Raw genomic sequence first — 25,925 nt, forward strand, 5'->3', positions numbered from 1 at the left:
CGTTATGCGGCCGCCGGGTGCATCGTGGCGAGGATATCGATCACGAAGACGAGGCTCTGTCCGGCGAGCTCGTGCTCGCTCTCGCCTTCCTCGCCGTACGCCAGCGCCGGAGGAATGACGACGAGCACCTGGGAGCCGACCTTCTGACCCTCGAGTGCCTCGACGAAGCCCTCGACGTAGGTGTTTCCCGGAATCTGGATCGGTGCGCCGTTCTCCCACGACGAATCGAACGTCTCTGCGGTGTTCCAGCTCACGCCGTGGTACTGCAGGAGCGATGTGTCCCCGGCCGTAACCGCAGCACCGTCGCCCTCCTTGAGCACCGCGATCTGCAGCTCGGTGGGTGCCTCGCCCTCAGGGATCTCGACGGAGGGGACACCGTCCTCATCGAGCGTGACGGCGGGCAGGCCTTCGGTAGGCTCCTGCTCCTCACCCCAGGCCGCCGTGGGCACCACGTCGAGCACATCGAGAATGTAGTACTGGGCAGCGGCTTCTTCGGTCGTCGGGAAGACGATCGACAGGCGCGATCCCGCACTCGCGCAGCCGATGAGCTGGCCGAGCGGCGCATCCGCTGTCAATGCCGCGGGAAGCAGTTCACCGTCGGTGTAGCCGGCATCGCCGATACGATCACCGCTGTCACCGTCGAAGGCGCTGAGCGCGTAGCTGACGTAGTCACCCTCGGAAATCTTTGCGCCATCGCCGTCCGAAAGCACAGTGCGCTGTGCTTCTTCAACCTTCTGGCCGAGCTCGAACTTCGCTTCCGAGGCCGTGCCGAAGTCACCCTCAACGGTGACATCATCCGATGCGGCGCCGGACTCGACCGTGGCCGAGCACAGGTCGGTCGCCGTCGTCTCGGAGTCCTTGTCCTGTCCGGTGGCACCCTCGGTACCCGCACAACCGGCGAGAAGCAGGGTGGCTGCAATGGTGGTGGACACGGCGATGAGTGAGCGGTTGCGCACAGTAAGACCTCAAAATCTTCTGGAGGGACATCTCATACTGTCGTATTCGCCTTTGCCCTCGCTGAGAAGCTGCTCCGTCGATCTCCTCTGACACGCGCGGACGGCTGCATTCCCGCGGTGGCATGCGCCCGGGAGTAGCCTGATCTGATGACCTCTGAGCAGTCGCCCTCCCCCGAGTCGGCCGTCGAACCGACCGGGACGCGAGCCGCAGAGGAGTCGGAGACGCCACGCCACGCAGGCGGAATCTATGCTTTCGGCCGTGCGCTCGCGCGAATCATCTACCGCCCGCACGTCTTCGGACGCGAGAAGGTTCCGGCCACCGGCCCCGTGATCTTCGCCAGTAACCACCTCTCGTTCATCGACTCGATCGCGATCCCCGTGGCAGCGCCTCGTCCCGTGCATTTCCTGGCCAAGTCCACGTATTTCGAAGGGACCGGCGTGAAGGGGACGATGATGCGCCGTTTCTTCCAGTCGATCGGCGCGATCCCGGTCCGTCGCGGCGCCGGTCAAGCCGCATTGAACGCCCTGGACCAGCAGCGGCAGCTGCTTGACGAGGGTCTCGCCGTCGCGCTGTATCCGGAGGGGACCCGCTCCCGGGACGGGCGCCTGTACAAGGGCCGCACCGGCGTGGCGTTTCTCGCACTGCAGACTGGCGCGCCGGTTGTCCCCGTCGGGCTCGTCGACACCGACACCGTCATGCCGCAGGACGCGAAGATGCCCTCGCTGAAAAAGCGCGTCACCGTTCGCTTCGGCGATCCGATCGATGTCTCGGTGCATGGCCCAGCCTCCAGCGGCAGGGCCCGGCGACTGGCCACGGATCAGATCATGTCCGCGATTCACGCCCTCAGCGGTCAGGAACTCGCCGGTGTCTACAACGAACCGCCGGCCCAGAGCACGATCGAAAAGATCAAGCAGGCTCTCCCGCACGAACGGCGCTAGCCGAACCAGCCGTAACTGTCGCTTCATGGCGAACCGGGAAATTCACCGAGTTCGCGATGAAGCACATCCGATGAGCGTCCGCGTGCGCGCGCTCGGCGGCGCCGATCATCGAGGCATCGGCCACGATGACCTGCGGACGCAAAAGCACCTCGGTGAACGCGCCCCCGCTCCTGCCATCCTCGGTCATCACCCCCGTAGCGCTGTCGCGGTACGAAACCACCACGACGCCGGCTGACACGCAGGCGTGCAGATACGACAGCAGATGGCATTCCGACAGCGCCGCAAGCAGCAGGTCCTCCGGATTCCACCGCTCGGCGTCGCCACGAAAAGGTTTGTCGGCGGAGGCCAGCAGCAGAGGCTTCCCATCGACACGAATGCTGACATCACGCGAGTAGTCCCGATAGCCACTCGTGCCGGTGCCGAGATTTCCATCCCACGTGGTGGTGAGGGAGTAGTGGTGTTCCCCGATCTTCATCGCGCCAGTCTGACACGGTGCGCCACAGGGATGGGAAAACCGGACGCACTAGGCTTGTGGGGTGCTGGAGACTCTTACTGTGGCGGATGCTGTTGAACTTGCCGTTGTCGAAAGAAGCGGATTCGTCGAATCACGCCATGCGGGAGCGGCAATCGTGCTCTCGCCTGACGGCGATGTGGTGCGAACGCTCGGCAATCCGGACGCGCTGATCCTCCCCCGCTCGAGTTTGAAGCCGCTCCAGGCAGTTGCCTGCGTCACCGCGGGTGCAGATCTCACCGGTGTCGAACTGGCCATGTCGACGGCCAGTCACACCGGTACGGACCGTCACGCCGACGTCGTGCGGGAAATTCTCACCGCCGGCGGCCTCACAGAGGATGACCTCGCGTGCCCGCCGGCTTGGCCGGGCGACACGCGCAGCCGCGATGAGCTTGTTCGCGAGCACGGGCAGCCCGCCCGCATCCGCATGAACTGCTCGGGAAAGCACGCTGCCATGCTGCGTGCGTGTGTCGCCACTGGCTGGCCGACTGCGGGTTATCTGGATGCCGCGCACCCGCTGCAGCTGCATATCCGTGAGGTCGTCGAGCGCCTCACCGGTGAGAAGATCGCCCACACGTCGGTCGACGGATGCGGGGCCCCCGTACACGCAATCACTCTTGCGGGTCTGGCTCGCGGCATCCACCGTATCGGCACCGCGTCCGAGCGTTCGCCCTTTGCGCTGCACCGCGTCGCCGGCACCCTGGTTCGCGCCGTCAAGGAGAACCCCTGGACGATCCAGGGCCCAGGGACGGCAGACACCATCGCGATTGAGACGCTCGGCGTCTTCACTAAGGGCGGCGCCGAGGGGATCATGGTGATGGTCGCCCCCAATGGTGCGACTGTCGCTCTGAAAATGCTCGACGGCTCTTCTCGCGCATCGACGATCGTCGCGGCAACGTTGCTGGCTCGGGCAGGCGCACTCAGCGATGCCGATATCGCCACGTTGACCGCTGCGCTCCCCCTCGCTGTGCACGGCGGGGGCAGCGACGTCGGGACGATCCGTCCTGGCGCCGATATCTGAGGCCCCGACCCGGGGCTCTGAATCCCTCACCCTCGAGGGCGAACAGGAGCAATGATGAGAATCGGCGTCCCCACCGAGGTCAAGAACAACGAGTACCGTGTCGCGCTGACCCCTGCCGGTGTGCATGATCTGGTGCGCTCGGGCCACGAGGTCTTCGTACAGGTCGGCGCCGGTGTCGGATCTTCCATGCCCGATGCCGAGTACGCCGAGGCGGGCGCGACACTCCTGGGCGACGCATCCGACGTCTGGGCGAACGCCGAGCTCGTCCTGAAGGTCAAAGAGCCCATCGAATCCGAGTACGTTCATCTTCGCGAAGACCTGACGCTTTTCGCGTACCTGCATCTTGCCGCCGATCGTGCTCTGACACAGCGTCTCGTGGCCGAACGGGTCACCGCCATCGCGTACGAGACGGTGCAGCTGCCCGGCGGCGGATTGCCGCTTCTCGCTCCGATGAGCGAGGTTGCCGGGCGGCTGGCCCCGCTGGTCGGTGCCAACACACTGATGCGCTCGAACGGCGGCCTCGGGTTGCTGATGTCCGGAGTTCCCGGAACGCGCCCAGCGACCGTGACCATCATCGGCGGCGGTGTCGCCGGTGCGAACGCCGCTGTGATCGCCAGCGGGATGGGCGCCGACGTCACGATCTTCGACACCAACATCGCGCGACTGCGGATGCTGGATGACCACTTCGCCGGACGTGTGAAAACGGCCGCCTCCAACCCGCTGGATCTGCGCAGTGCCGTACTCGCCTCCGACCTGGTGATCGGCTCGGTGCTGATTCCCGGCGCCCGCGCACCCAAGCTCGTCACGAATGAGATGGTGTCGCAGATGCGCCCCGGCAGCGTCCTGGTGGACATCGCTGTCGATCAGGGTGGTTGCTTCGAGGACACCCGTCCCACCACGCACGACGATCCGACCTTCGCCGTGCACGACACCGTCTTTTATTGCGTAGCCAACATGCCCGGCGCCGTTCCCAATACGTCGACCTCAGCGCTTACCAATGCGACTCTCCCCTATATTCGCCAGATCGCGAGCCGGGGCTGGCGAGAGGCCCTTCGATCGGATGCCGCGCTGGCTGCCGGGCTCAACACCACCGGCGGGGCTGTGGTCAACGAGAGCGTCGCTGTTTCGCACGGCTGGGACTCCCAGCCGCTCGCGTCGGCGCTGTGACGCTCAGACGGCGCTGAGCCCGGGAACGACCACCCGACGTGGTGAGGAGCCGTCGTGCAGCGCCCAGGCACGAGCCATATGGGTTTCGGCGTACGGCGGCAGCTCACGGCATCCGGCGAGAGAGCGTAATTCACTCGCGCACTCGGCGAGGATCAGCATCTCCCCCTCGCTGCGGACACGCTGCCACTGGGCGAACTGACGCTGCCAGCTTTCCGCGTCTCCAACCAGCACCGTCGGGGTTGACGGAGACGACATCATTAGTGTGGATGAGTGATCCGTTGCCTGCTCCGCGAGACGGTCAACGACCGGACGCACATCGCAGTCCGGAAAGGCGCTGCGCAGTGCCTCGGTCACACGGCGCACCGCGGGCGCGACGACCCCGACGATTCCTGCCGCCGGCGACCACAGCGAATCAGTGCTCGCCTCGCGGGCTGGTGCGTGACCGTGAGCGGGCTCCGGCTGCACCCAAGCGATCTGCACCTCCCGTTCTTCGATGCGGCCGCGCCCGGCCGGACGGTCACGGTGGTAGCCGTCGTTGTCGCCGCCGGCTGCGAGGTGCTCCATCTTGGTACTCATCCGCAGCAGCAGGCGCTGCGGCAGCGCATCGACGACGCGAGAGATCTGACCGGATCCGCGCCCCGTCGCGATCACAACGGTGCAACCGCGCGCGGCAGATGAGCGCACCAGCTTCTCGAAGCGTTCGATGAACACCTGCGCATACTCAACCGGAAATGATGCGGTCAACTGGTCCAGGTCATCGCACAGGACGAGTCCCGGAGGCGCAGCATCCCCCTCGCTTAGCATCGTCAGGGCATCCCACGCCCGTTCGGAGTCTGCGGGGATCAGCATGGCGTGTGGGCTCTGGGCTGACAGAAGCCGGAGGATGCTCGACCGGCCGGAGCCGCTTCCTCCGATAACGGCGAGCCCTCGATCGGTTCCGGGCCGCAGCAGCATCGGCGACTGCCGTTGCCGTTCTGGTTCGTCGATGAGCCCCACCAGCAGCGCGTCCGGTGCATCGTGGGGAGGAGTCAGCTCATCCAACGCGAGCATCTTCGGCAGCGGCGGCAGCCAAGGACTCGCCGGCTCGGCAGCCCCCGCCCACCGCGAGGCAGCGGCGCGCAGATCGTCCGCCCCGGTCAGCGCGATGCGCACGGCGAAAGCATCCGAATCTTGCGGACGCCGAATGAAAGCCAGGCCTCGGGATGCTGCGCCACCGGGGAGGTCGGCAGCGTCGTCGGAGCCGATCACCAGCCGGCTGTCCGCGGCTTCCGTCACTCTCAGGCTCACGCGCAGCGGACAGTTCGCCGCCAGCGCGTCTTTGATCACACCGGCCGCGCGCTGCGTGCCAAGGATCAGATGCATCCCCAAAGCCCGTCCGCGCGCCGCGATGTCGGTGAAGACGGCGCCGAGATCCGGGTGCTCCTGCAGCAGCGCCGCGAACTCGTCGACCACGATCACCAGGCGCGCCAATCTGCCACCGGCTTCGGTGACATTTCGAGCGCCGAGCTCTGCGAGGACGGCCTCGCGGCGCCGGAGTTCCGCGGTCAGGCTCTCCACACCGCGTCTGGCGCCCTCCTCATCAAGATCGGTCATCACCGCGGCCACATGCGGCAGCGCTCGCAGCGGATCAAATGCCGTACCGCCCTTGAAATCCGCCAGAACGAATGCCAGCGTGTCCGGACCGTGCGCGGCAGCCATCGCCGCGATCCAGGTGACCAGCAGTTCGCTCTTTCCCGAGCCGGTCATACCTGTGACGATCGCATGCGGGCCGTCCTCAACGAGATCGAGGAACACGTCAGCGTTCTCGGTGCGGCCGACCGCGGCACGGAGCCCCGGCGCATCCTCGTGCGGCGGCGGCCGCAGTTGTGCCAAGGCCACGCTGTCGGGCAACTGGGCAACATCACCCTCGCGATCCAGACTCGCGACCGCGAGAGCCTGAGCTTGCGCCAGCGAAAGGCATTCCACCACGATCTCTTCGATACCCGCGGTGGTACGCAGCCGCCCACGTTGGGGGCGTGTGCAGTCGATCACCGTCGTGATGCCCTCTGGCACGTCGGCGTCAGAATCGCATACCCACACGTGCGCAGCTGCATCTGGGGAGTCTCCGTCGCCGAGCATCACAGCGATCCGCCAGGCACCACGGCGGGGTGGACCGGCGTGCGGAAACCGCCCGAGTCCCAGCGGCCCGAGTCCGTCGCCGAGCAGCGCGAGCTGCGACGGGGAAAAGCGCAAGCACAGCTGCACCAGAAGAGCCCGCGCCGCGGCGGAGGCGAGAGGCAGCGGTCCGTGAAAGCAGACACCGCGCCGCATCGGGACGACCACCGGAACATCCTCGAGGTTCGCCGCCCGCTCGCGAAAGGCTCGCGCACGCTCGCTGTCGTCGCCGGTGACTCGCAATGCGCTGGGGCGCGTGCCGGAGCCGACGACGAGCGCGGTGGTGTCGTCAATCGGTTGTAGATCACGCAGGGGCGGGTCCAGAATGCTCGCGGCCGCATCAGGGTGATTTCGCCGAAGTTCGCGCCGCTCCCTCAACTGCCGACGTCCCAGGTCCTGCTCGACGCGCCGCCAGGCAGCAACTGCGTCTTCGTCCGCGATGCGGCGATCACGACGCTTCGTGCGCAACCCGTCCAGCAGCGATGCCCCAATCATCAGCGGCCCCAGGGCTGCGAAGCACAGCGAGAAGATCGAACCGGTGATCAACCACAGCACGACGCCAGCGGCGATCGGCACGACAGCCGCCAACACCGGAATGGGCTGTTTGCGAGGCTCTGCGGCCGCGGTCGGCAGCATGATGGGTTCGAGGTCCATGCATCCATTGCACGACACCCGAACCGCGCAGAAGCCGTTATCCACAGCCTTCTGAGGTTATTTTCTCAACTACTCCGGTGTGGAGGAAGACTCATCGATCGTGTTGATCTTCGCTGTTGCGGCATCATCCGCAGAAACAGCGCCGCCCGTACGCTCGACCTTGACGATGATCAGCGTGACGTTGTCTCGCCCGCCATTTTCCAAAGCCGCTGCGAGCATCGCGTCGACAGCCTTTGCCGGATCTGATTCTTCGCGCAGGAAATGCTGAATGCCGTAGTCGGTGAGCTCTTTCGTCAGTCCGTCCGAGCAGATCACAAAACGATCGCCGTCGAGCACCTCGATGCCCAGGTAGTCCGGGGGTGTGAGTTCACTGGCACCGACTGCGCGTGTGATCACGTTGCTGTACGGGTGCCCGTCAGCCTCTTCTGGACTGAGGCGCCCGGAACTGATCAGCTCCTGAACCACAGAATGATCTGTCGTCACCTGCACAAGTCGCTCATCACGCAGCAGGTAGACCCGCGAGTCGCCGATGTTCAGCGACACCCATCGCGGTTCATCCATTGCCGCATCGAAGAACACTCCGGTCAGAGTGGTGCCCGTGCCCTCGTCAGTGGTGTCCGGATGCGAGGCGATGTCTGCGACGGCGAGCTCAAGCGCCTTCTCGATTGTTGCGGTGGCGACTGTGCCGCCATCGACAATCTCTTGCAGCCGCGCGATCGTGCTCTGGCTGGCGATCTCGCCGCCGGCATGACCGCCCATGCCATCAGCGACGACGAACAGCGGGAACTCGGCGAGGTACGCGTCCTGATTATTGTCACGCCGGTGGCCGGTGTCTGTGATTGCGGCCCAGTGCAGAATCACATCGTCATCATCGGTAACGCCAACGCGATACGTCTGCGTGGTCGTCTCAGACAAAGAAAGCCTCCGGGGTGAACGCGGCGAGTCGGGTGGCCGCAGGATACTCACACATCGTACTGGAACTGCGAAGCGTACGTTGTTCGGGACTGCGACGTGACCATGGGTTAACGCTATCGGAGTATCCGCCACGCAAGACGCAGGACTCTCGAACAAAGTCGAGAGTCCTGCGTCTCACGCTCTGAAGCGGTTAGCTCATCGAGCCGGCGGCTGCGTCGGATCCGCCGGCGGTGCCGGCGGCATCGGGGGTGCCGGCGGCGTCGTCGGAGGCTGCGGCGGGTCAGCCGGCGGCGGCGTCACGGGAGGAATGCCGGGAGCAGCAGCGGGAGGAGCCGAGGGCGGCGGCTGATATCCCGGCGCTGCAGGTGGCTGATATTCAGGAGCGGCGGGCTGCTGGTAGCCAGGAGCGGCCGGCGGCTGGTAGCCAGGAGCAGCACCGTATCCAGGAGCAGCACCGTAAGCGGGCGGAACCTGACCTGACGACTGCGCGGGGACGGCAACCCACTGGGTGCGGTCGCCGAAGAAAGCGTTAGCAGCCCAGGGAGCGGGAGGGATCTGCGTGTTCCAGCGCGACTTGTCGAAGGCGTTGATTCCGAGCCAGACGATCGACAAGAAGATGTAGAGAACGACCCAGGCGCCCTCCTTCTGCAGCTTCTGGCCAACGCGGTAAGCCGCCAGAACCATCAGAACGGCCGCAGCGAGAATAATGATCTGTCCGATAACCGGAATCCAGCCCAGCACCGCAGATGCACCGATGCCGTACAGGATCAGCCAGGGGCTCATGTCGCCGAGCTTGAGGAAGATCATGCTGTTGTAGACCGGAACCCAGGCGCGCCACTTACCTTCGACGCCAGCCTTCTCGAAGATCTTCATCAGGAACAGCGACGACAACACGTAGCCAGCGACTGCGAACAGCAGACTGAGCAACACCGTGACGACGAGGATGCCCGCGGCCGCCCCTGTGGTGTCGTAGTAGTAAGAGTCCATTAGTCCCTCCAAGGAATGAGCAACGCATTCCACGTCGCGTCAATCACGATAGCGTGCCCGCGGGGCCGCTGCACGCATCATCGGCGTATGTCGGCTCAGGAGTCGACGACAAGATCGAGCGCGATGCCATCGTCGCTCGGCCGGAAACGGAAGCCCCGCTCATCCCCCCAGGCGATGAGCGATTGCACGGAGCGTATCGACGGACGGGACTCAGCCAGCGCTCGAACGAGTTCGCCCTTGGCCTTCTTATTGAAGTGGTTGAGAGCGCGGCCGTGTTCGGTGACCACACGGACATAGGCGGATGCCGCACGCTGCGGCAGCGGACCGAGCGCGACGTAGGCCTCGCTGCGCAGGTCGAGGATGAACGCTGACTCCGCCATGGCCAGCGCGGCGGTGGTCGCATCAGCCCAGAGCCTGCGCAATGGTGGAACACCCGGCAGGGATGTACCTGCCGCCAGTCGATAGCTGGGGATAGCGTCGAGCGCTGCGACCGGTCCGAACGGTGCTGAGTGAATCAGCACATGACGTCCGAGCCATGCGCGGGCATCAGCGTCCAGGCTGGCAGCGTCCACCGCGTCGTACAGTACACCGGTGTAGCGATCGATGGCGGGCAGAGTGGGTGCCGAGCGGAGGGCCGCGTTGTGCCCGATATCGCCGAGCTGGCGCTCGCTGAGCTTGAGCACCCGGCGAGCCTCGAGCGGGTCCGCAGCCAGCGTGACGAGTGCTTCTACACACGCTTCACGCTGGTCCGTGAGCGCCGAGAGAGCGAGGGAGGGCAGCGATAGCGGTGATCCGTCGCCCCCGGCACGCTTCGTTTCGGAGGGGGGAAGCAGAATTTTCATGATGTCCAGACGCGAAAGCGCCCGCCCTTCGACAGTGTCAGGGACCGGGAACCGGTATGAGTCGAAGAGCGGACGCGTCCGTGATTAGTCAGTTCAGGCGATGAGGGCGGCGTTACCGGCGACGATCGTCACCTGGTTGCGATCCATCGACAGGAAACCATCCTGAGCGTTGGCGAGCACCTTCGTGCCGTTCAGCTCGGTGATGCGAACCTGGCCCTCGGCCAGGATGGCCAGAATCGGTTCGTGTCCTGGCATGATGCCGATCTCACCCTCAACGGTCTTGGCGACGACGAGCGTAGCCTCTCCCGTCCAGACCTCCGCGTCAGCGGAGACGAGGCTGACCTTCAGCGAGCTAGCGCCGAGTGCCATGATCAGCCGTTCTCCTTCTGGATCTGAGCCCACTTCTCTTCGACGTCGCCGATACCACCGACGTTGAAGAATGCCTGCTCAGCGACGTGGTCGAAGTCACCCTTTGCGATGGCATCGAAGGACTCGATGGTCTCCTTGAGCGGAACCGTCGACCCCTCGACACCGGTGAACTTCTTCGCCATGTAGGTGTTCTGCGAGAGGAACTGCTGGATGCGACGTGCACGCGACACGACGATCTTGTCCTCTTCGGAGAGCTCGTCGACACCGAGGATCGCAATGATCTCCTGCAGTTCCTTGTTCTTCTGAAGGATCTGCTTGACCGTGGTCGCAACGCGGTAGTGGTCCTCGCCCAAGTAGCGGGGATCCATGATGCGCGACGTCGAGGTGAGCGGGTCGATGGCCGGGTACAGACCCTTCGACGCGATCTCACGGCTCAGCTCGGTCGTCGCGTCGAGGTGCGCGAAGGTGGTCGCCGGAGCCGGGTCGGTGTAGTCATCGGCCGGAACGTAGATCGCCTGCAGCGAGGTGATCGAGTGACCGCGCGTCGAGGTGATGCGCTCCTGGAGCAGGCCCATCTCGTCGGCGAGGTTCGGCTGGTAGCCCACGGCCGAAGGCATGCGGCCCAGCAGCGTGGAGACCTCGGAGCCGGCCTGCGTGAAGCGGAAGATGTTGTCGATGAACAACAGCACGTCCTGCTTCTGCACGTCGCGGAAGTACTCCGCCATCGTCAGAGCCGACAGCGCGACGCGCAGACGGGTTCCCGGCGGCTCGTCCATCTGACCGAAGACAAGGGCGGTCTTGTCGAAGACGCCGGCCTCTTCCATCTCGTGGATGAGGTCGTTGCCCTCACGGGTGCGCTCACCGACACCGGCGAACACCGACACACCACCGTGATCCTGCGCAACACGCTGGATCATCTCCTGGATGAGGACGGTCTTGCCGACACCAGCACCACCGAACAGGCCGATCTTTCCACCCAGCACATACGGGGTGAGAAGGTCGATGGACTTGATGCCGGTCTCGAACATCTGCGTCTTCGACTCGAGCTGGTCGAAGTTCGGCGCCTGGCGGTGAATCGGCCAGCGCTCGGTGATCTCGATCTGCTCGCCGGGCTCTGCGTTGAGAACCTCGCCGATCACGTTGAAGACCTTGCCCTTGGTGACGTCGCCGACGGGAACCGAGATGGCCTCGCCGGTGTCACGCACTTCCTGCCCACGGACGATGCCGTCAGTGGGCTTGAGGGCGATGGCACGGATCAGGTCGTCACCGAGGTGCTGTGCAACCTCGAGCGTGATCTCAGTCGACTGTTCGCCGATCGTGATCGTGGTCTTCAGTGCGTTGTAGATGTTCGGAATCGAGTCGTGCGGGAACTCGATGTCGACAACCGGACCGTTGACGCGTGCGACGCGTCCGGCGACCGCGGTCGCCGGCTGGTCAGCCGTAGCGGTGGGGGTCATTTTCGTCTCTCTCCTGATGGTCTATTTGCTCGATGCGAGGGCGTCGGCGCCGCCGACGATCTCCGCGATCTGCTGCGTGATCTCCGCCTGACGCGCGTTGTTGCGCAGACGGGTGTAGTCGGTGATGAGCTTGTCGGCGTTGTCGCTGGCCGACTTCATTGCCTTCTGCGTCGCGGCCTGCTTGGCGGCCGACGACTGCAGCAGGGCGTTGAAGACCCGACTCTGGACGTACACCGGCAAAATCGCGTCGAGCACAGTCTCTGCATCCGGCTCGAAATCGTAGAGCGGGTACAGCGCGGCGCTGGGCTCGGGAGTTTCAGCGTTCTCCACGATCTCCAGCGGGAGCAGACGGACCGTTTCCGGGCTCTGCGTCATCATGCTGACGAAGCGGTTGAAGACGAGGTGCAACTCGTCGACCCCACCGTCAGCACCGCCGCGCTGGAATGCCTCGAGCAGCGACGCCGAGATCTCCTCAGCAGTCTTGAACTGCGGAGTATCCGTGTCACCGGTCCACTCTGCAGCGGACTTGATGCCGCGGAACTGGAAGTACCCGACGGCCTTACGCCCGACGAGGTAGTAAACCGGTTCACTGCCCTGCGAGCGGATGAGCTCGCCCAGCTCCATCGCCTCACGCAGAATCTGGGAGTTGAAGGCACCGGCAAGGCCGCGGTCTGATGAGAAGACCACGACGGCTGACCGACGAATCGTCTCCGGCTCGCGTGTGAGTGGGTGATCGACGTCGGAGTACGTCGCGACAGCAGACACAGCCTGTGTGACCGCCCGCGCGAAGGGCGACGACGCGCGAACGCGCGCCATCGCCTTCTGAATGCGCGAAGCCGCGATGAGTTCCATCGCCTTCGTAATCTTCTTGGTCGTCTGAGCAGAAGAGATCTTCTGCTTGTAGACCCTGAGTTGAGCGCCCATGTTTTCAGTACCTCACGCGATTACGCGCGACGGCCCTTGACGATTTTCTCCTGGTTGATGTCATCCACATCAGCAGCGGAGTGCTCTTCATGGCCGACGGCGTCGATAGCCTGACCGTTGCCGCCACGGAACTCCAGGATGAACGAATCAACCTGCTTGTTCAGTTCGGCAGCCGTGTCGTCATCGAGAACGTTCGTCTCACGAAGAGTGTCGAGCACCTTCGTGTTGCGACGCAGGTGATCCAACAGTTCGCGCTCGAAGCGCAGAACGTCTTCGACCGCGATCGTGTCGAGCTTGCCATTGGTGCCCGCCCAGATCGAGACGACCTGGTCTTCCACCGGGTACGGCGAGTACTGCGGCTGCTTGAGCAGCTCAGTCAGGCGCGCACCGCGGTCGAGCTGACGACGAGAAGTCGCGTCCAGGTCGCTTGCGAACATCGCGAAAGCCTCGAGCGAGCGGTACTGCGCCAGCTCCAGCTTCAACGTTCCGGAAACCTTCTTGATGGACTTGACCTGAGCGTCACCACCGACTCGCGAGACCGAGATTCCCACGTCGACCGCCGGACGCTGGTTAGCGTTGAAGAGGTCGGACTGCAGGAAGATCTGGCCGTCAGTGATGGAGATCACGTTGGTCGGAATGTATGCGGAGACGTCGTTGGCCTTGGTCTCGATGATGGGAAGACCCGTCATGGAACCCGCCCCGAGCTCATCGGAGAGCTTCGCGCAACGCTCGAGCAGACGCGAGTGCAGGTAGAAGACGTCACCCGGGTAAGCCTCGCGGCCCGGCGGACGACGCAGCAGCAGGGAAACGGCACGGTAGGCCTCAGCCTGCTTCGACAGGTCATCGAAGATGATGAGGACGTGCTTGCCGCCATACATCCAGTGCTGTCCGATTGCAGATCCCGTGTAGGGCGCAATGTACTTGAAGCCTGCCGGGTCCGACGCGGGAGCTGCGACGATCGTCGTGTACTCCATAGCGCCAGCATCTTCGAGCGCACCCTTGACGGAGGCGATCGTCGAGCCCTTCTGGCCGATGGCGACGTAGATGCAGCGAACCTGCTTGTTGGTGTCGCCAGACGCCCAGTTGTCCTTCTGGTTGATGATCGTGTCGATCGCCAGGGCCGTCTTACCGGTCTGACGGTCACCGATGATGAGCTGGCGCTGTCCGCGGCCGACCGGGATCATGGCGTCGATTGCCTTGATACCTGTCTGCATCGGCTCGTGCACGCTCTTTCGCTGCATGACGCCAGGCGCCTGCAGCTCCAGCTCGCGGCGTCCCTCAGATGCGATCTCTCCGAGACCGTCGATGGGGTTGCCCAGCGGGTCAACGACGCGGCCGAGGTAGCCATCACCGACGGCGACCGAGAGGACTTCGCCGGTGCGGCGAACTTCCTGGCCAGCTTCGATACCGGAGAAGTCGCCCATGACGACCGTTCCGATCTGGTGCTCGTCGAGGTTCAGTGCGAGGCCCTGCGTGCCGTTGGCGAACGTGAGGAGCTCGTTCGCCATGACGCCGGGCAGGCCCTCGATGTGGGCGATGCCGTCAGCGGCGTCCACGACGGTGCCGACTTCGGTTGCTGCCGGGCCGGTGGGCTCGTACGCAGCGGCGAAGTCCTTCAGCGCGTCACGGATGACGTCGGGGCTGATCGATAGTTCTGCCATTGTCTTCCCTTTGTATTGAGAGAGTCTGCGCGGTTCCCCGCGCGAAGTCGTATTAGCCCGCGAGCTTCTGTCGAAGTTCGGCGAGCCGCGCGGAGATGCTGCCGTCGATGACGTCGTCGGCGACCTGCACACGCAGTCCGCCCACAACTGTGGGGTCGATGACCTGGTTGATCGAGATCTGTCCGTCGTAGCGCTGCGACAGCGCCTCGCCGAGACGCGTCCGCTGCGCAGCAGTCATCGCTGTTGCCGTGTGCACCGTGGCGACGATGCGTCCGCCCTGCGCCGAAACGATCTTCATCGCCCGGTTCAGAAGCTGACGTATCCTTCGGCCGCGAGGCTGGAGAACCAGCGACGAGGCGATCAGCGTGGTCGCCGTAGAGGCCTTGCCCGCAATGAGCTTGTCGACCAGAACCCGCTTGGCGCCGTTGTCGCCCATCCGTCCGCCGAGCGCAAGCTCGAGTTCCGGATTGGCGGCGATGACACGAAGGAAGGAGAACAGCTCCCCCTCCACGTCTGCCTGAGGCTCAGCGATGACCGCAGCACGGATCGCGAGTTCCTCGATGCCGGCGATAAGCCCATCCGCATCAGACCAGCGCTGTCCCACGGCAACGGCAAGCACCTGACGGGTCGCCTCTGACGCGGTGCTGAAGACAGATGCCACCATCTGCTCCCGCAAACCTGCTGGAGCAGCCGGATCGGCAAGCGCGCCGCTCAGCTGCCCCGACTCCCCCACCAGACGCGCCACGGTGAACAACTCACCGGCCGTGTCGAGGGTGATGCCCTTCGCCTGAGCGAGGGCCGCAGTCGAAGCTTCGAGTGCCTGAGTGGTCGCGCTGCCCATTACTTGGCCGCCTTGTCTGCTGCCTCGAGGTCTGCGAGGAAACGGTCGACAACAGCGGATGCCCGAGCATCGTCGGAGAGAGTCTCCCCGACCACGCCACCGGCAAGGTCGATCGCGAGGGTTCCGACCTCAGAGCGCAGCTGGACGAGTGTGGTCTCACGCTCGGCCTGGATCTGTGCGTGGGCGAGAGCCGACACACGTGCTGCCTCAGTAGTCGCGGTCTCTTTGGCCTCGGCGACGATCTTCTTGCCGTCCTCACGGGCGGCCTCACGGATCTCGCCGGCTTCGGTACGCGCCTCAGCAAGCTGACGCGTGTACTCCTCGAGAGCCGCCTCCGCCTCCTTCTGAGCTTCGTCTGCCTTCGCGATGTTGCCTTCGATGGCCGCGGAGCGCGCGTCGAGCACCGTCGCCAGCCGGGGAAGAGCCACCCGCCAGACCACGACGAAGATGATGATGAAACACACAAGCGACCAGATGATGTCGTAACTCGCTGGGAGCAGCGGGTTACCGACTTCGCCATCGGCCGCGAGAGTGACAAGAGCGTTCAGCATCCTGTCTCCTTATTCTCGAGTCGCGAGCGGCGGGGTCAGATTGCGGCGAAGATGAACGGCGTGGCGATGCCGATGAGCGCGAGGATCTCGATGAATGCGACACCGATGAACATCGTGGTCTGCAGTCGTCCAGCAAGCTCAGGCTGACGCGCGGTGGCTTCGATGGTCTTGCCGATCATGATGCCGAGGCCGATAGCCGGGCCGATCGCTGCCAGACCGTAACCGACGGTTGCGATGTTACCCGTGATCTGCGCGAGAACTGTCGTAGCGTCCACTGGTTATTTCCTTTCGTAGGGCGAGCATCCGATTGGATGCTCGTCAGTGCTCTTCTGCGACTGCGAGCTGGATGTAGACCGCAGTCAGGATTGTGAAGACGTATGCCTGGAGAACGTAGACGAAGGTCTCGAACAGAGTGAATGCGAAACTCAGTCCGAAGGTTCCGATAGCGAACGGCGTGAGCCAGTTCATGCTCAGCAGGAAGAAGTGCGTGGCCGAGAAGAACAGCACGAGCATCATGTGCCCGACGATCATGTTCAACAGCAGTCGCAGGAACAGCGAGACCGGTCGCGCGATGAAGGTGGAGATCAATTCCACGAGGGCGATGATCGGCACAAGGTAGACGGGAACGCCGCTCGGTACGAGCGAGTTCTTCAAGAAACGCAGTCCACCGTGCTTGCGGATTCCTGCGTAGATGAACACCACATAGGCGACCAGCGCCAGCATCAGAGGAACTCCGGCGACGGAGGTTCCGGCGATGTTGATGCCGGGGATGATGCCGGTGAGGTTCATGAACAGGATGCCGAAGAACATCGTCGTGAGAATCGGAAGGAAGCGCTTGCCGTCCTTCTCGCCGAGGACCTGGTAGGCGACCTGCTCGCGGACGAATCCGAAGAAGAGCTCGATCACACTCTGGAAACGACCAGGAACAACCTTCAGACGTCGTGTTCCGATGAGGAGCACGAGCACCAGCACCACAGTTGCGATGACCTGCGCGAGGTTGATCCGGGTGAACTCGAACGCCGTTCCCTCAAAGAAGAGGGCGGGAGGGAAAAAATCACCAATCGACGGCGGGTGGAACTGGTTATCGTCGGCGGCCAGCAAGACCGCACTCGCGTAAGTCAACGGATCGACTCCTGCTTCTCGCGTGGGATGGACCCAACGCATCGGGAGGTGAGAAAAAGGTCCCTGCAGGGCCTGGGTTTCACCGCCAGACAACTTCCACAAGGTGACTCAAACACTCTATCAAAAACTCCGAGTGCTTCAGTACGCCGGGCCGCATCATGCTTCCGGATCCACTTCCGGCAGCACCACATCGGATGCCGCGGGGATGCGAATCTTGCGCATCACCACCAGGTCAACGGCCAGTGAGGCAACCGCTGTGGCGACCAGCGATATGTAGAAGACCAGCGGTACGACCCACGCCAGCTGCGACAGCACGAGCAGGAGTACGACCACGAGCACGAACTTGAGCAGCCACGCACCCATGACGATTCCGAAGAAAGCCTGCAGGAACGCCGGCTTTCCATACCAACGGTTCGCGAACAGAATGCTCGCTGCCGTCAACGCAGGGAAGATCACACCCACGAGCGCACCGACCACGCCGCTCCACAGCCCCGGTCCCCCAGCCACCAGGAAGCCGACAACAGCGGCAATCAGCAGCGCGGCCCCGCCGATGCTCATCCCCCAGATGAGGGCGGCACGAAGGACGGGTGTACTTGAGACGGTGACGTTGTTCATCAGTTGTTCTCCGGTTGAGCTTTTCGCGTTTCGGGATGCGAGGGAAGCAGGGTGACAATCAGGCAGGCTGCGATGCCGATCACGCCGAACGCCACGCCGAGCAGATATTGACCGGGCCAGTCCTCCCGCGTTCCGACGTACATCAAGAGCACGGCGAGCGAGATGACCGCCGTCCAGGCATAAAAGATGAGCACGGCATCGCGGTCGCGGTGCCCGAGATCGAGCATCCGGTGGTGCAGGTGCTTGCGGTCCGGCGAGAACGGGGATTTGCCCGCGCGCATCCGTCGGAACACGGCCAGTCCGAAATCGAGCAGTGGCAGCATGACGACCACCAGCGGGAGCAGAATCGGGATGAATGCACCGAGCAGCTGCGAGCGGCCGAATTCTTCCGGGTCCATCGCCGCCGAAGACATCTGCCCGGTCAGCGAGATAGCAGCTGTCGACATCAACAGGCCCATCACGAGGGCGCCGGAGTCGCCCATGAACAGCTTCGCCGGGCTCCAGTTCAACGGCAGGAAGCCGAGGCACGCGCCGATGGCGACTGCTGCGAGAAAGGATGCCAGGTTGAAGTAGCTGCTGGCACCGGTATCGCGCGTGAGGATGTACGAGTATGCGAAGAAGACACTGTTCGCGATGAGACAGACGCCCGCGACCAGTCCGTCCAGGCCGTCGATGAAGTTGACGGCGTTCATGACGATCACAATGGCGAACATCGTCACGGCGATGCTCAACCAGCTCGAGAAGATGATCATGTCGCCCAGCGGCAGCGCCAGGATCTGCAGCCCACCCACCACGGTGATGATCCCCGCCGCCAGGAACTGCGCGCCGAGTTTGATCATCCAATCCAGGTCCCACAGGTCATCGATCACGCCGATGACGGCGATCAGCAGTGTTGCCCCCAGCACTGCCCACATCGTCTGCGGCGGCACCCACATGATGCTGAAGAACGGGTTGGCCGAGGAGACGCCGATCGCAGCAGCGATTCCGAGGAACATCGCCACGCCGCCCAACCGCGGCGTCGGCGTGGTGTGCACGTCCCGTTCCCGGATGCCCGGGTAGAGCTTGAAGCGCAGGCTGAGCTGCCAGACGACCCACGACATCACGAGCGTGATGGTCGCGGTCAGGATGATGGTGAAGAGGTACTGCTTCACGCCGCGCCGTCCGGCGAGGGTTCCGGTTCCAGCAGCTCGCCCAGCACTGCTTCCAGACGCTGCCGCGAGATCGCCCCCTCGCGCAGGACACGCACGCGCGGCTCGGAATCGTCATCGGCGCCACGGCGTACAAGAGAGGTCGCATCGATGATCGTCGAGGCGACGCCGCTCTGGCTGAAGCCGCCATCGAGGTATACCGCGACGCTGTCCTTCAGCATCCGCTCGGCGTCGACCGCTGACACTGCGGCATCTTTACCCGTCAGATTCGCACTCGACACTGCCAGCGGGCCGGTCTCTGCCAACAGCTCCAGGGCCAGATGCAGATCCGGCATCCGTACGGCGACCGTGCCGAGTGTGTCGCCAAGGTCCCAGGACAGTGATGGCTGGGCGGGCAGGATGATGGTCAGTCCGCCCGGCCAGAATTCGTCGACGAGTCGCTGCACGGGCTCGGGAATCTCCTCCACCAGCGCGGCGAGAGCCGATTGACTGGCGACAAGAACCGGCGGCGGCTGATTGCGTCCACGCCCCTTCGCATCGAGCAGTCGTTGCACGGCCGCGGGCGTGAAAGCATCGGCCGCGAGGCCGTAGACGGTGTCGGTGGGCAGGACGATGAGCTCGCCGCGCGCGATCGCCTGACGAGCATGGCGCATTCCGGCAAGTAGCTGCGCCTCATCGTGGCAATCGAAGACAGAGGACATGACCCCAACAGTCTACGTGCACCGGCCGGACGGGCCGTTCTCGGTGTCAGGGGCGAAGCGCCGTCGTGGCACGATCACGCTGGGTGAGATCACGGTGCGTCGTCGGTGCCCGCCAGGAGTCGGCGGCAAGCAGATCGCGAATCTGCTCCCCCTGCAGTTCGCCGTGTTCGATCACCAGGAGCCCACCGGGTCGAAGCAGGCGCAGCGCCCGCGTGCTGAGCACACGCACGATGTCCAATCCGTCGGGCCCGCCATAAAGCGCCAGCGCGGGGTCGAACAATCGCACCTCAGGATCACGAGGAATCGCATCATCCGGAACGTATGGCGGGTTGGAGATCACCACCGCAGCCGTCCCATCGAGTTCGGGCAGCGTATCGGCCAGATCGCCCTGGACGAGCGTGAGGTTATCCGCTCCGGCGGTATTTCGAGCGGCCCAGGCATGTGCATCCGGGGAGAGCTCCACAGCGAAGATCCTGGAATGAGCGACCTCGGTGGCCATGGCCAGAGCAATCGCGCCGCTTCCTGTGCACAGGTCGACGCCGATGGGCTCGGGATCCGGAGCATTCAGCAGAGCGTCGATCGCGAACTGGGCGACTGTCTCTGTCTCCGGCCGCGGCACGAACACTCCGGGTCCGACGGCCAGTTCGAGGTGGCGAAATGGTGCGATCCCGGTGAGGTGCTGCAGCGGCTCTCGTCCAACGCGCCGCGAGACCAGGGGTTCGAGGTCCGAAATATTGCGCTCGCTCATGGTGTCGCCGCGGATGATCGCCGCCTGCACTTCGCCGCGGCGGAGTCCGAGCACGTGCGCTGCGAGCAGCTCCGCATCCACGAGCGGGTCAGGGACGCCTGCGCGTGCCAGCTCCTCAGCGGCGGAGCGTACAACGGCGGCGACGGATGGTTCGGGCATCCTTCCAGCGTACGGCTCACCCGTGCAGCTGCGTCACATTGCCCCACAGCTGCATCGACTCGCATAGGCTTTGTCACGCACCGTTTCTCGGACGAAGGGCCACATCATGAGCGGCATCCATTCAGACATCACGACGGCCTTCGGCAACACGCCACTGGTCCGCCTGAACCACCTGACCGAGGGCCTCGGCGCCACAGTCCTCGTCAAACTCGAGTCCTACAATCCGGCCGGGAGTGTCAAAGACCGCATCGGCATCGCGATGGTCAACGCCGCCGAGGCATCGGGCGAGCTCAAGCCCGGTGGCACCATCGTCGAATCCACCAGCGGCAACACCGGCATCGCACTGGCCATGGTGGGAGCGGCCCGCGGCTATCGTGTCATCCTCACTATGCCGGCATCCATGTCGAAAGAGCGTCGTGTGCTGCTGAAGGCCTTCGGCGCGGAGATCGTGCTCACCGACCCGACGACGGGAATGAGTGGAGCGATCGAGGAGACCAAGCGCATCGTCGCCGAGACTCCCGGGGCTGTGTGGATCCGCCAGTTCGAGAACGCGGCGAACCCGCAGATCCACCGCGAAACCACCGCGCAGGAGATTCTTCGCGACACGGACGGCAACGTCGACATTCTGGTCGCTGGAATCGGCACCGGCGGCACTGTCACCGGAACCGGCCAGGCGCTCAAGAAGGCCAATCCCAACGTCATCGTGGTCGCCGTCGAACCCAAGGACTCCCCCGTTCTCACCGAGGGGCACCCGGGGCCGCACAAGATTCAGGGCATCGGCCCGAACTTCGTCCCTGATGTCCTCGATCGCGACGTTCTCGATGAGGTCATCGCCGTCGAGTTCGACGAATCGCTGCGACTGGCCCGAGAGCTGGCGTCCAAGGAGGGTCTGCTAGTCGGAATGTCCTCCGGTGCCGCACTGTCGGCCGCGCTGCAGGTTGCCGCGCGACCGGAGAACGCTGGCAAGACCATCGTTGCGATCATGCCCGACACCGGCGAGCGTTACATCTCCACGGCACTGTTCGAGGACCTGCGCGAGAGTTGAGCACGTGATCGGTCGAATGCGCGAGGACGTCGCCGCTGCGCGCCTTCGCGACCCTGCTGCACGATCCGGCGTAGAGATCGGCCTGCTCTATCCCGGTCTCCACGCCGTTTGGGCGCATCGGGTCTCGCACCGCCTGTGGCGTCGGCGGCTGCGCTTCCTGGCGCGTGCAAACTCGCAGTTCGCGCGCTGGATGACCGGGATTGAGATTCATCCCGGCGCGAAGATTGGGCGACGCTTCTTCATCGACCACGGCTCAGGAGTCGTGATCGGCGAGACTGCCGAGATCGGCGATGACGTGATGCTGTATCACGGGGTGACGCTGGGCGGCCGTACGCAGGATGACACCGGCAAACGGCATCCGACGCTCGCGAACGGTGTGGTCGTGGGCGCTGGCGCGAAGATCCTCGGCCCGATCACTGTCGGACGCAACACCGTGGTCGGTGCGAATGCCGTAGTGACCAAGGATGCCCCACAGGACAGCATCCTCGTCGGTGTCCCGGCGCGTGCTCGCAGACGCGGTGGTCGCGACGATTTCAGTTCTCTGCGGATCGCCGCCGACTACTCGATTTGAGCGGTCAGCGCCCGGGGCGCTGGACTACTTTGCGCTTGAGGAAAATCAGCGGCAGCAATACCGATCCCAACGCGGTGACCACCCAGACGATGACGGCGCCCAGAATCCACGACACGATTCCATTGATGCGCAGGCCGCCGATCGGCAGCAGAACAACCACAATCAGTGCGACGAGCGTCGAGATGATGCCGATCCCGCCCAGCAGCACGGGAGCGTAGCGGTCGGCGAGTTTACTGATCCACGGACTCAGCACGCTCTGCAGGATCGTGAAGATCACGATGCACACAACGAATCCCCACCACTTATTCCACTCGATCTCAAAGCCCTCGAGCGCGAAATCGGCGACGATGAGCCCGATGCCCGCAGAGATGAGGAACATCAGTGTGCGCAGCAGAAATGTGATCACGACCTGATCATAGTGCTGCCGGCGCGGTACGAGTCAGGATTCGGAGCCGATGGCCGCGAGGCGCGCTTCCTCGTCAGCGTGAATCGCGCTCTCGATGATCGGGTCAAGAGCCCCGTCCATCACCTGATCAAGGTTGTATGCCTTGAAGCCCGTCCGGTGATCGGCGATCCGGTTCTCCGGGAAGTTGTAGGTGCGGATGCGCTCCGAGCGATCCATCCCGCGGATCTGCGACTTGCGTGCATCAGATGCCGCGGCATCCAATTCCTCTTGCCGTTTGGCGAGAATACGAGCACGCAGCACGCGCATACCGGCCTCGCGGTTCTGCAGCTGAGATTTCTCGTTCTGCATCGAGACGACGATGCCGGTCGGCAGATGGGTGATTCGCACTGCGGAGTCGGTCGTGTTCACCGACTGACCACCCGGGCCCGAGGACCGGTACACGTCGATCTTGAGGTCGTTCTGGCTGATCGCGACCTCTTCCGGCTCATCAACCTCAGGAAAGACCAGCACGCCGGTCGTCGAGGTGTGAATGCGCCCCTGTGATTCGGTGGCGGGCACTCGCTGCACACGATGCACCCCACCCTCGTACTTCAGATGAGCCCAGACGCCCTGGGAAGGATCCGTAGACGATCCCTTGATCGCGATCTGCACATCCTTGTAGCCGCCGAGGTCGGACTCGTTGTGCTCGAGCAGCTCGGTCTTCCACCCCTTGTGGGCGGCGTACTGGATGTACATGCGCAATAGGTCGCCGGCGAAGAGGGCGCTTTCGGCGCCGCCCTCACCGCCCTTGATCTCCAGGATCACGTCGCGTGCGTCGTCCGGATCGCGTGGGATCAGCAGACGGCGAAGCTTCTCCTGCGATTGCGCCAGCCCTTCTTCCAGAACCGGCACTTCCTCGGCGAATGCCTCGTCCTCCTTGGCGAACTCGCGCGCAGCCTCGAGATCAGCGGATGCCGCGACCCACGCGTCGTGCGCTGCGACGATCTTGCTCAGCTCGGCGTATCTCCGGTTGACCCGTTTCGCGCGGGCGGCGTCGGCGTGCACCGCCGGGTCGGAGAGTTCCTCCTGCACCCGGCGGTGCTCCTCGATCAGTGCTTGAACCGAATCGAACACGCCTCTGCTCCGCTCAGTTCGCGATCAGCGGATGTTGTTCTCATGGCTGTGGCTGGAGCCACCGGCCACCGGAGCAGGCATCGACTTCTGCATCTGCACGAGGAACTCGACGTTCGACTGCGTCTCCTTGAGCTTGCCGAGCACGACTTCCAATGCCTGCTGCTGATCAAGGCCCGCAAGCGCGCGACGCAGCTTCCAGGTGATCTTGACCTCGTCGGCCGAGAGCAGCATCTCTTCGCGACGCGTAGACGATGCATTGATGTCGACGGCCGGGAAAATGCGCTTGTCTGCCAGCTGGCGCGACAGGCGCAGTTCGCTGTTGCCGGTGCCCTTGAACTCTTCGAAGATGACCTCGTCCATCTTGGAGCCGGTCTCGACGAGCGCAGTGGCAAGGATCGTAAGCGATCCGCCGTTCTCGATGTTGCGAGCAGCACCGAAGAAGCGCTTCGGCGGGTAGAGCGCTGCGGCGTCGACGCCACCGGAGAGCACGCGGCCCGAGGTGGGAGTTGCGATGTTGTACGCGCGACCCAGGCGGGTGATCGAGTCGAGCAGAACGACGACGTCGCGACCCAGCTCGACGAGACGCTTGGCGCGCTCGATGGCGAGTTCAGCAACCGTTACGTGGTCCTCGGCGGGGCGGTCGAAGGTCGAGGCGATGACCTCGCCCTTCACAGTGCGCTCCATATCGGTGACCTCTTCAGGGCGCTCGTCCACGAGGACGACCATGAGGTGGACCTCAGGGTTGTTCTGCGAGATGGCATTGGCGATCTGCTGCAGGACGATCGTCTTACCGGCCTTGGGCGGCGCGACGATCAGGCCGCGCTGACCCTTGCCGATCGGGGCGACCAGGTCGATGATGCGCTGGGTCAGCTTCTCAGGAGCCGTCTCCAGACGCAGGCGCTCCTGGGGGTAGAGGGGGGTGAGCTTGCCGAACTCCACGCGGGTGGCCGCGTCGTCGACGGACAGGCCATTGATCGAGTCGACCTTCACCAGTGCGTTGTACTTCTGACGACCCTGCTGCTCGTTCTCACGAGGCTGCTTGATCGCACCGACGATCGCGTCGCCCTTGCGCAGGTTGTACTTCTTCACCTGGCCGAGCGAAACGTAGACGTCGCTGGCGCCGGCGAGATAGCCGGTGGTGCGGACGAAAGCGTAGTTGTCGAGAACGTCGAGGATACCGGCGATCGGGATCAGTACGTCGTCCTCGCCGACCTCGGTCTCGAACTCGTCGGAGGTCCCGTTGGTGCGGCGCTTGTTGCGCTGACGCCCCCGACTGTTGCTGTTGGCGTTGTCGTCGTCGGAGCTCTGCTGCTGGTTGTCGCTGCCGCCGTTCTGGCTGCGACCACGGTTGCGGTTGCGGTTGCGACCACGGCCACGGCCGGAGCCCTCTTCGCCGTCATTCGAATCGGAGTTGTTGTCGGCGGAGTCCGACTTGTCGGAATTCTCAGCCGAGTCGGACTGCACCGACTTCTCGCCGGAGCCGGCCTTCTCGGATGACACGTTGTCAGCGGACTTCGCGTCTGCACCGGACTTGTCTGCGCCGGACTTGTCTGCGTCAGCCTTGTCCGCGTCAGCCTTATCAGCGCCCGACTTGTCAGCGTCAGCCTTGTCAGCGTTCGACTTGTCAGCGCTCGCGCCCTTGGCAGTCCTGCGACCACGGCCGCTCTTGGCAGCCGGGGCTGATTCGGTGCTCGCATCGGCACCGGTATCGTTCGACTCACTCGCTGTCGCGTCGCCCGCGTCAGCCTTGTCGTTCGTGCTGGACTCGGCAGTTGCGTCGCTGGCAGCATCTGCCTTCTTGCGACGGCCGCGGGCCGGAGCCTTCGGTGCCTCAGCTGGTGCGTCGACCGATTCAGCTGCTGCGGGTGCAACTGCTGCGTCGTCCGACGCAGCAGCGGCCGCAGCAGGTGCCTCTTCAGTCTTCTTGGCACGGCTGCGACGCGGGGTCTTCGCCTTCGGCGCAGCCTCGGCCGCAGCAGCTTCAGCAGCCGGAGCAGCTTCAGCCGGCGCAGCCGCTGCCGGCGCAGATTCAGCTGGCGCGGATGCCGCCTCAGCGGAGGCCGCTTCGGCTTCCTGCTTGGTCTTCGCTGCCGCCGTGGCGGTCGTCGCCCGGCGCGGCGCGCGCTTGCGCGGCGGAGCTGTTGTCTCGGCGGTTACGGTCTCGGCGACGGGTGTTGCCTGGTCGTTCTGGGTCTCGGAGAAATTCTCCACGAGTACTCCCTCATATGTCGTGGGAAATGAGCATGTCTCGCGCACAACGGGTGCTGCGCGCGATCGCACGGGTAGACGCTCGGCGCCCACCAGCCAGAACATTGAAGCAGTTCTGGGGGTTGCGTGCGGATCTCGCA

General features: G+C 64.3%; 26 protein-coding genes. 5 read left to right on the forward strand and 21 right to left on the reverse strand.

Annotation, left to right across the window (positions count from 1 at the left end; translation table 11 throughout):
• Nucleotides 1-2 precede the first annotated feature (2 nt).
• Complete coding sequence (locus tag ACSU1L_RS03975) at nucleotides 3-956, reverse strand: FKBP-type peptidyl-prolyl cis-trans isomerase (RefSeq protein ID WP_439254787.1); 954 nt, start codon at nucleotides 954-956, stop codon at nucleotides 3-5.
• A 147-nt stretch (nucleotides 957-1,103) separates the two neighbouring features.
• Between ACSU1L_RS03975 and ACSU1L_RS03980 the strand changes: the two genes are divergently transcribed.
• Complete coding sequence (locus ACSU1L_RS03980; protein ID WP_438253639.1) at nucleotides 1,104-1,895, forward strand: lysophospholipid acyltransferase family protein; 792 nt, start codon at nucleotides 1,104-1,106, stop codon at nucleotides 1,893-1,895.
• Here the strand turns inward: ACSU1L_RS03980 and ACSU1L_RS03985 are convergent.
• Nucleotides 1,864-2,370, reverse strand: a complete 507-nt coding sequence (locus tag ACSU1L_RS03985) for an OsmC family protein (RefSeq protein ID WP_439254788.1) — start codon at nucleotides 2,368-2,370, stop codon at nucleotides 1,864-1,866. The two genes, ACSU1L_RS03980 and ACSU1L_RS03985, sit on opposite strands and share 32 nt — an antisense overlap.
• Nucleotides 2,371-2,431: 61 nt before the next feature.
• On the opposite strand from ACSU1L_RS03985, the gene ACSU1L_RS03990 reads away from it, so the two are divergent.
• Together ACSU1L_RS03990 and ald are read left to right on the forward strand one after the other, a co-directional pair.
• On the forward strand, nucleotides 2,432-3,427 hold the full coding sequence (locus ACSU1L_RS03990; protein ID WP_439254789.1) for an asparaginase: 996 nt from the start codon (nucleotides 2,432-2,434) through the stop codon (nucleotides 3,425-3,427).
• A gap of 54 nt (nucleotides 3,428-3,481) precedes the next feature.
• Complete coding sequence (gene ald, locus ACSU1L_RS03995) at nucleotides 3,482-4,594, forward strand: alanine dehydrogenase (RefSeq protein ID WP_438253636.1); 1,113 nt, start codon at nucleotides 3,482-3,484, stop codon at nucleotides 4,592-4,594.
• Nucleotides 4,595-4,597: 3 nt separating this feature from the next.
• Here ald and ACSU1L_RS04000 read toward each other — a convergent pair whose 3' ends face one another.
• The 16 genes from ACSU1L_RS04000 to prmC form a co-directional block, all read right to left on the reverse strand.
• Nucleotides 4,598-7,402, reverse strand: a complete 2,805-nt coding sequence (locus ACSU1L_RS04000; protein ID WP_439254790.1) for an FtsK/SpoIIIE domain-containing protein — start codon at nucleotides 7,400-7,402, stop codon at nucleotides 4,598-4,600.
• 69 nt (nucleotides 7,403-7,471) lie between these two features.
• The gene (locus ACSU1L_RS04005; protein ID WP_439254791.1) at nucleotides 7,472-8,317 is read right to left on the reverse strand and encodes a PP2C family protein-serine/threonine phosphatase; all 846 of its coding nucleotides are present in this window, start codon (nucleotides 8,315-8,317) and stop codon (nucleotides 7,472-7,474) included.
• Nucleotides 8,318-8,512: 195 nt separating this feature from the next.
• Nucleotides 8,513-9,304: a DUF5684 domain-containing protein gene (locus ACSU1L_RS04010; RefSeq protein ID WP_439254792.1), complete on the reverse strand. Its 792-nt coding sequence runs from the start codon at nucleotides 9,302-9,304 to the stop codon at nucleotides 8,513-8,515.
• 95 nt (nucleotides 9,305-9,399) lie between these two features.
• Nucleotides 9,400-10,146: a YaaA family protein gene (locus ACSU1L_RS04015; RefSeq protein ID WP_439254793.1), complete on the reverse strand. Its 747-nt coding sequence runs from the start codon at nucleotides 10,144-10,146 to the stop codon at nucleotides 9,400-9,402.
• A 93-nt stretch (nucleotides 10,147-10,239) separates the two neighbouring features.
• Entirely contained in the window at nucleotides 10,240-10,515 is a 276-nt protein-coding gene (locus tag ACSU1L_RS04020; protein ID WP_438253631.1) for a F0F1 ATP synthase subunit epsilon, read from the reverse strand.
• A 2-nt stretch (nucleotides 10,516-10,517) separates the two neighbouring features.
• Nucleotides 10,518-11,972 (reverse strand): F0F1 ATP synthase subunit beta, encoded by a 1,455-nt coding sequence (atpD, locus tag ACSU1L_RS04025; protein WP_438253630.1) that lies wholly within the window; start codon nucleotides 11,970-11,972, stop codon nucleotides 10,518-10,520.
• Nucleotides 11,973-11,993: 21 nt separating this feature from the next.
• Nucleotides 11,994-12,896: a F0F1 ATP synthase subunit gamma gene (locus tag ACSU1L_RS04030; RefSeq protein WP_438253629.1), complete on the reverse strand. Its 903-nt coding sequence runs from the start codon at nucleotides 12,894-12,896 to the stop codon at nucleotides 11,994-11,996.
• A gap of 20 nt (nucleotides 12,897-12,916) precedes the next feature.
• A complete protein-coding gene (atpA, locus tag ACSU1L_RS04035; RefSeq protein ID WP_438253628.1) occupies nucleotides 12,917-14,557 on the reverse strand; it encodes a F0F1 ATP synthase subunit alpha in 1,641 nt (546 codons plus the stop codon).
• A gap of 52 nt (nucleotides 14,558-14,609) precedes the next feature.
• Nucleotides 14,610-15,398, reverse strand: a complete 789-nt coding sequence (locus tag ACSU1L_RS04040; RefSeq protein ID WP_439254794.1) for a F0F1 ATP synthase subunit delta — start codon at nucleotides 15,396-15,398, stop codon at nucleotides 14,610-14,612.
• Nucleotides 15,398-15,949 carry a F0F1 ATP synthase subunit B gene (locus ACSU1L_RS04045; protein WP_438253626.1) on the reverse strand — a complete coding sequence of 184 codons (552 nt, stop codon included), beginning with the start codon at nucleotides 15,947-15,949 and terminating at the stop codon, nucleotides 15,398-15,400. Before ACSU1L_RS04045 ends, ACSU1L_RS04040 begins: the two co-directional genes overlap by 1 nt.
• Nucleotides 15,950-15,984: 35 nt before the next feature.
• Nucleotides 15,985-16,224 (reverse strand): ATP synthase F0 subunit C, encoded by a 240-nt coding sequence (gene atpE / locus ACSU1L_RS04050; protein ID WP_438253625.1) that lies wholly within the window; start codon nucleotides 16,222-16,224, stop codon nucleotides 15,985-15,987.
• A gap of 43 nt (nucleotides 16,225-16,267) precedes the next feature.
• The gene (gene atpB, locus ACSU1L_RS04055) at nucleotides 16,268-17,113 is read right to left on the reverse strand and encodes a F0F1 ATP synthase subunit A (RefSeq protein WP_439254795.1); all 846 of its coding nucleotides are present in this window, start codon (nucleotides 17,111-17,113) and stop codon (nucleotides 16,268-16,270) included.
• Between the two features lie 114 nt (nucleotides 17,114-17,227).
• Nucleotides 17,228-17,686 carry a hypothetical protein gene (locus ACSU1L_RS04060; protein WP_438253623.1) on the reverse strand — a complete coding sequence of 153 codons (459 nt, stop codon included), beginning with the start codon at nucleotides 17,684-17,686 and terminating at the stop codon, nucleotides 17,228-17,230.
• Entirely contained in the window at nucleotides 17,686-18,837 is a 1,152-nt protein-coding gene (locus ACSU1L_RS04065) for an MraY family glycosyltransferase (protein WP_439254796.1), read from the reverse strand. The genes ACSU1L_RS04060 and ACSU1L_RS04065 overlap by 1 nt, the downstream gene beginning before the upstream one ends.
• Nucleotides 18,834-19,535 carry an L-threonylcarbamoyladenylate synthase gene (locus ACSU1L_RS04070; RefSeq protein WP_439254797.1) on the reverse strand — a complete coding sequence of 234 codons (702 nt, stop codon included), beginning with the start codon at nucleotides 19,533-19,535 and terminating at the stop codon, nucleotides 18,834-18,836. The genes ACSU1L_RS04065 and ACSU1L_RS04070 overlap by 4 nt, the downstream gene beginning before the upstream one ends.
• 46 nt (nucleotides 19,536-19,581) lie before the next feature.
• Complete coding sequence (prmC, locus tag ACSU1L_RS04075) at nucleotides 19,582-20,442, reverse strand: peptide chain release factor N(5)-glutamine methyltransferase (protein ID WP_439254798.1); 861 nt, start codon at nucleotides 20,440-20,442, stop codon at nucleotides 19,582-19,584.
• 106 nt (nucleotides 20,443-20,548) lie between these two features.
• On the opposite strand from prmC, the gene cysK reads away from it, so the two are divergent.
• Together cysK and epsC are read left to right on the forward strand one after the other, a co-directional pair.
• A complete protein-coding gene (cysK, locus tag ACSU1L_RS04080; protein ID WP_438253619.1) occupies nucleotides 20,549-21,487 on the forward strand; it encodes a cysteine synthase A in 939 nt (312 codons plus the stop codon).
• Nucleotides 21,488-21,503: 16 nt separating this feature from the next.
• Nucleotides 21,504-22,058, forward strand: coding sequence for a serine O-acetyltransferase EpsC (epsC, locus tag ACSU1L_RS04085; RefSeq protein ID WP_438253712.1), 555 nt, complete (start codon nucleotides 21,504-21,506; stop codon nucleotides 22,056-22,058).
• 4 nt (nucleotides 22,059-22,062) lie between these two features.
• Here epsC and ACSU1L_RS04090 read toward each other — a convergent pair whose 3' ends face one another.
• The 3 genes from ACSU1L_RS04090 to rho are packed head-to-tail and all read right to left on the reverse strand — an operon-like array spanning nucleotide 22,063 to nucleotide 25,788.
• The gene (locus ACSU1L_RS04090; protein ID WP_438253618.1) at nucleotides 22,063-22,464 is read right to left on the reverse strand and encodes a hypothetical protein; all 402 of its coding nucleotides are present in this window, start codon (nucleotides 22,462-22,464) and stop codon (nucleotides 22,063-22,065) included.
• A 33-nt stretch (nucleotides 22,465-22,497) separates the two neighbouring features.
• Nucleotides 22,498-23,577: a peptide chain release factor 1 gene (prfA, locus tag ACSU1L_RS04095; RefSeq protein WP_438253617.1), complete on the reverse strand. Its 1,080-nt coding sequence runs from the start codon at nucleotides 23,575-23,577 to the stop codon at nucleotides 22,498-22,500.
• A 24-nt stretch (nucleotides 23,578-23,601) separates the two neighbouring features.
• The gene (gene rho / locus ACSU1L_RS04100) at nucleotides 23,602-25,788 is read right to left on the reverse strand and encodes a transcription termination factor Rho (protein ID WP_439254799.1); all 2,187 of its coding nucleotides are present in this window, start codon (nucleotides 25,786-25,788) and stop codon (nucleotides 23,602-23,604) included.
• Nucleotides 25,789-25,925 lie beyond the last annotated feature (137 nt).

This window comes from Microbacterium sp. A94 (genome assembly GCF_051842855.1).
Taxonomy (GTDB): domain Bacteria; phylum Actinomycetota; class Actinomycetes; order Actinomycetales; family Microbacteriaceae; genus Microbacterium.

What these genes read in the sequence shown, in the direction of transcription:
- ACSU1L_RS03980 (WP_438253639.1), top strand. Translation starts at nt 1,104, where the DNA reads ATGACCTCTGAGCAGTCGCCCTCCCCCGAGTCGGCCGTCGAACCGACC.
- ACSU1L_RS03985 (WP_439254788.1), bottom strand. Translation starts at nt 2,370, where the DNA reads ATGAAGATCGGGGAACACCACTACTCCCTCACCACCACGTGGGATGGA.
- ald (WP_438253636.1), top strand. Translation starts at nt 3,482, where the DNA reads ATGAGAATCGGCGTCCCCACCGAGGTCAAGAACAACGAGTACCGTGTC.
- ACSU1L_RS04000 (WP_439254790.1), bottom strand. Translation starts at nt 7,402, where the DNA reads ATGGACCTCGAACCCATCATGCTGCCGACCGCGGCCGCAGAGCCTCGC.
- ACSU1L_RS04010 (WP_439254792.1), bottom strand. Translation starts at nt 9,304, where the DNA reads ATGGACTCTTACTACTACGACACCACAGGGGCGGCCGCGGGCATCCTC.
- ACSU1L_RS04015 (WP_439254793.1), bottom strand. Translation starts at nt 10,146, where the DNA reads ATGAAAATTCTGCTTCCCCCCTCCGAAACGAAGCGTGCCGGGGGCGAC.
- ACSU1L_RS04020 (WP_438253631.1), bottom strand. Translation starts at nt 10,515, where the DNA reads ATGGCACTCGGCGCTAGCTCGCTGAAGGTCAGCCTCGTCTCCGCTGAC.
- atpD (WP_438253630.1), bottom strand. Translation starts at nt 11,972, where the DNA reads ATGACCCCCACCGCTACGGCTGACCAGCCGGCGACCGCGGTCGCCGGA.
- ACSU1L_RS04030 (WP_438253629.1), bottom strand. Translation starts at nt 12,896, where the DNA reads ATGGGCGCTCAACTCAGGGTCTACAAGCAGAAGATCTCTTCTGCTCAG.
- atpA (WP_438253628.1), bottom strand. Translation starts at nt 14,557, where the DNA reads ATGGCAGAACTATCGATCAGCCCCGACGTCATCCGTGACGCGCTGAAG.
- ACSU1L_RS04040 (WP_439254794.1), bottom strand. Translation starts at nt 15,398, where the DNA reads ATGGGCAGCGCGACCACTCAGGCACTCGAAGCTTCGACTGCGGCCCTC.
- ACSU1L_RS04045 (WP_438253626.1), bottom strand. Translation starts at nt 15,949, where the DNA reads ATGCTGAACGCTCTTGTCACTCTCGCGGCCGATGGCGAAGTCGGTAAC.
- atpB (WP_439254795.1), bottom strand. Translation starts at nt 17,113, where the DNA reads ATGCGTTGGGTCCATCCCACGCGAGAAGCAGGAGTCGATCCGTTGACT.
- ACSU1L_RS04060 (WP_438253623.1), bottom strand. Translation starts at nt 17,686, where the DNA reads ATGAACAACGTCACCGTCTCAAGTACACCCGTCCTTCGTGCCGCCCTC.
- ACSU1L_RS04070 (WP_439254797.1), bottom strand. Translation starts at nt 19,535, where the DNA reads ATGTCCTCTGTCTTCGATTGCCACGATGAGGCGCAGCTACTTGCCGGA.
- prmC (WP_439254798.1), bottom strand. Translation starts at nt 20,442, where the DNA reads ATGCCCGAACCATCCGTCGCCGCCGTTGTACGCTCCGCCGCTGAGGAG.
- cysK (WP_438253619.1), top strand. Translation starts at nt 20,549, where the DNA reads ATGAGCGGCATCCATTCAGACATCACGACGGCCTTCGGCAACACGCCA.
- epsC (WP_438253712.1), top strand. Translation starts at nt 21,504, where the DNA reads ATGCGCGAGGACGTCGCCGCTGCGCGCCTTCGCGACCCTGCTGCACGA.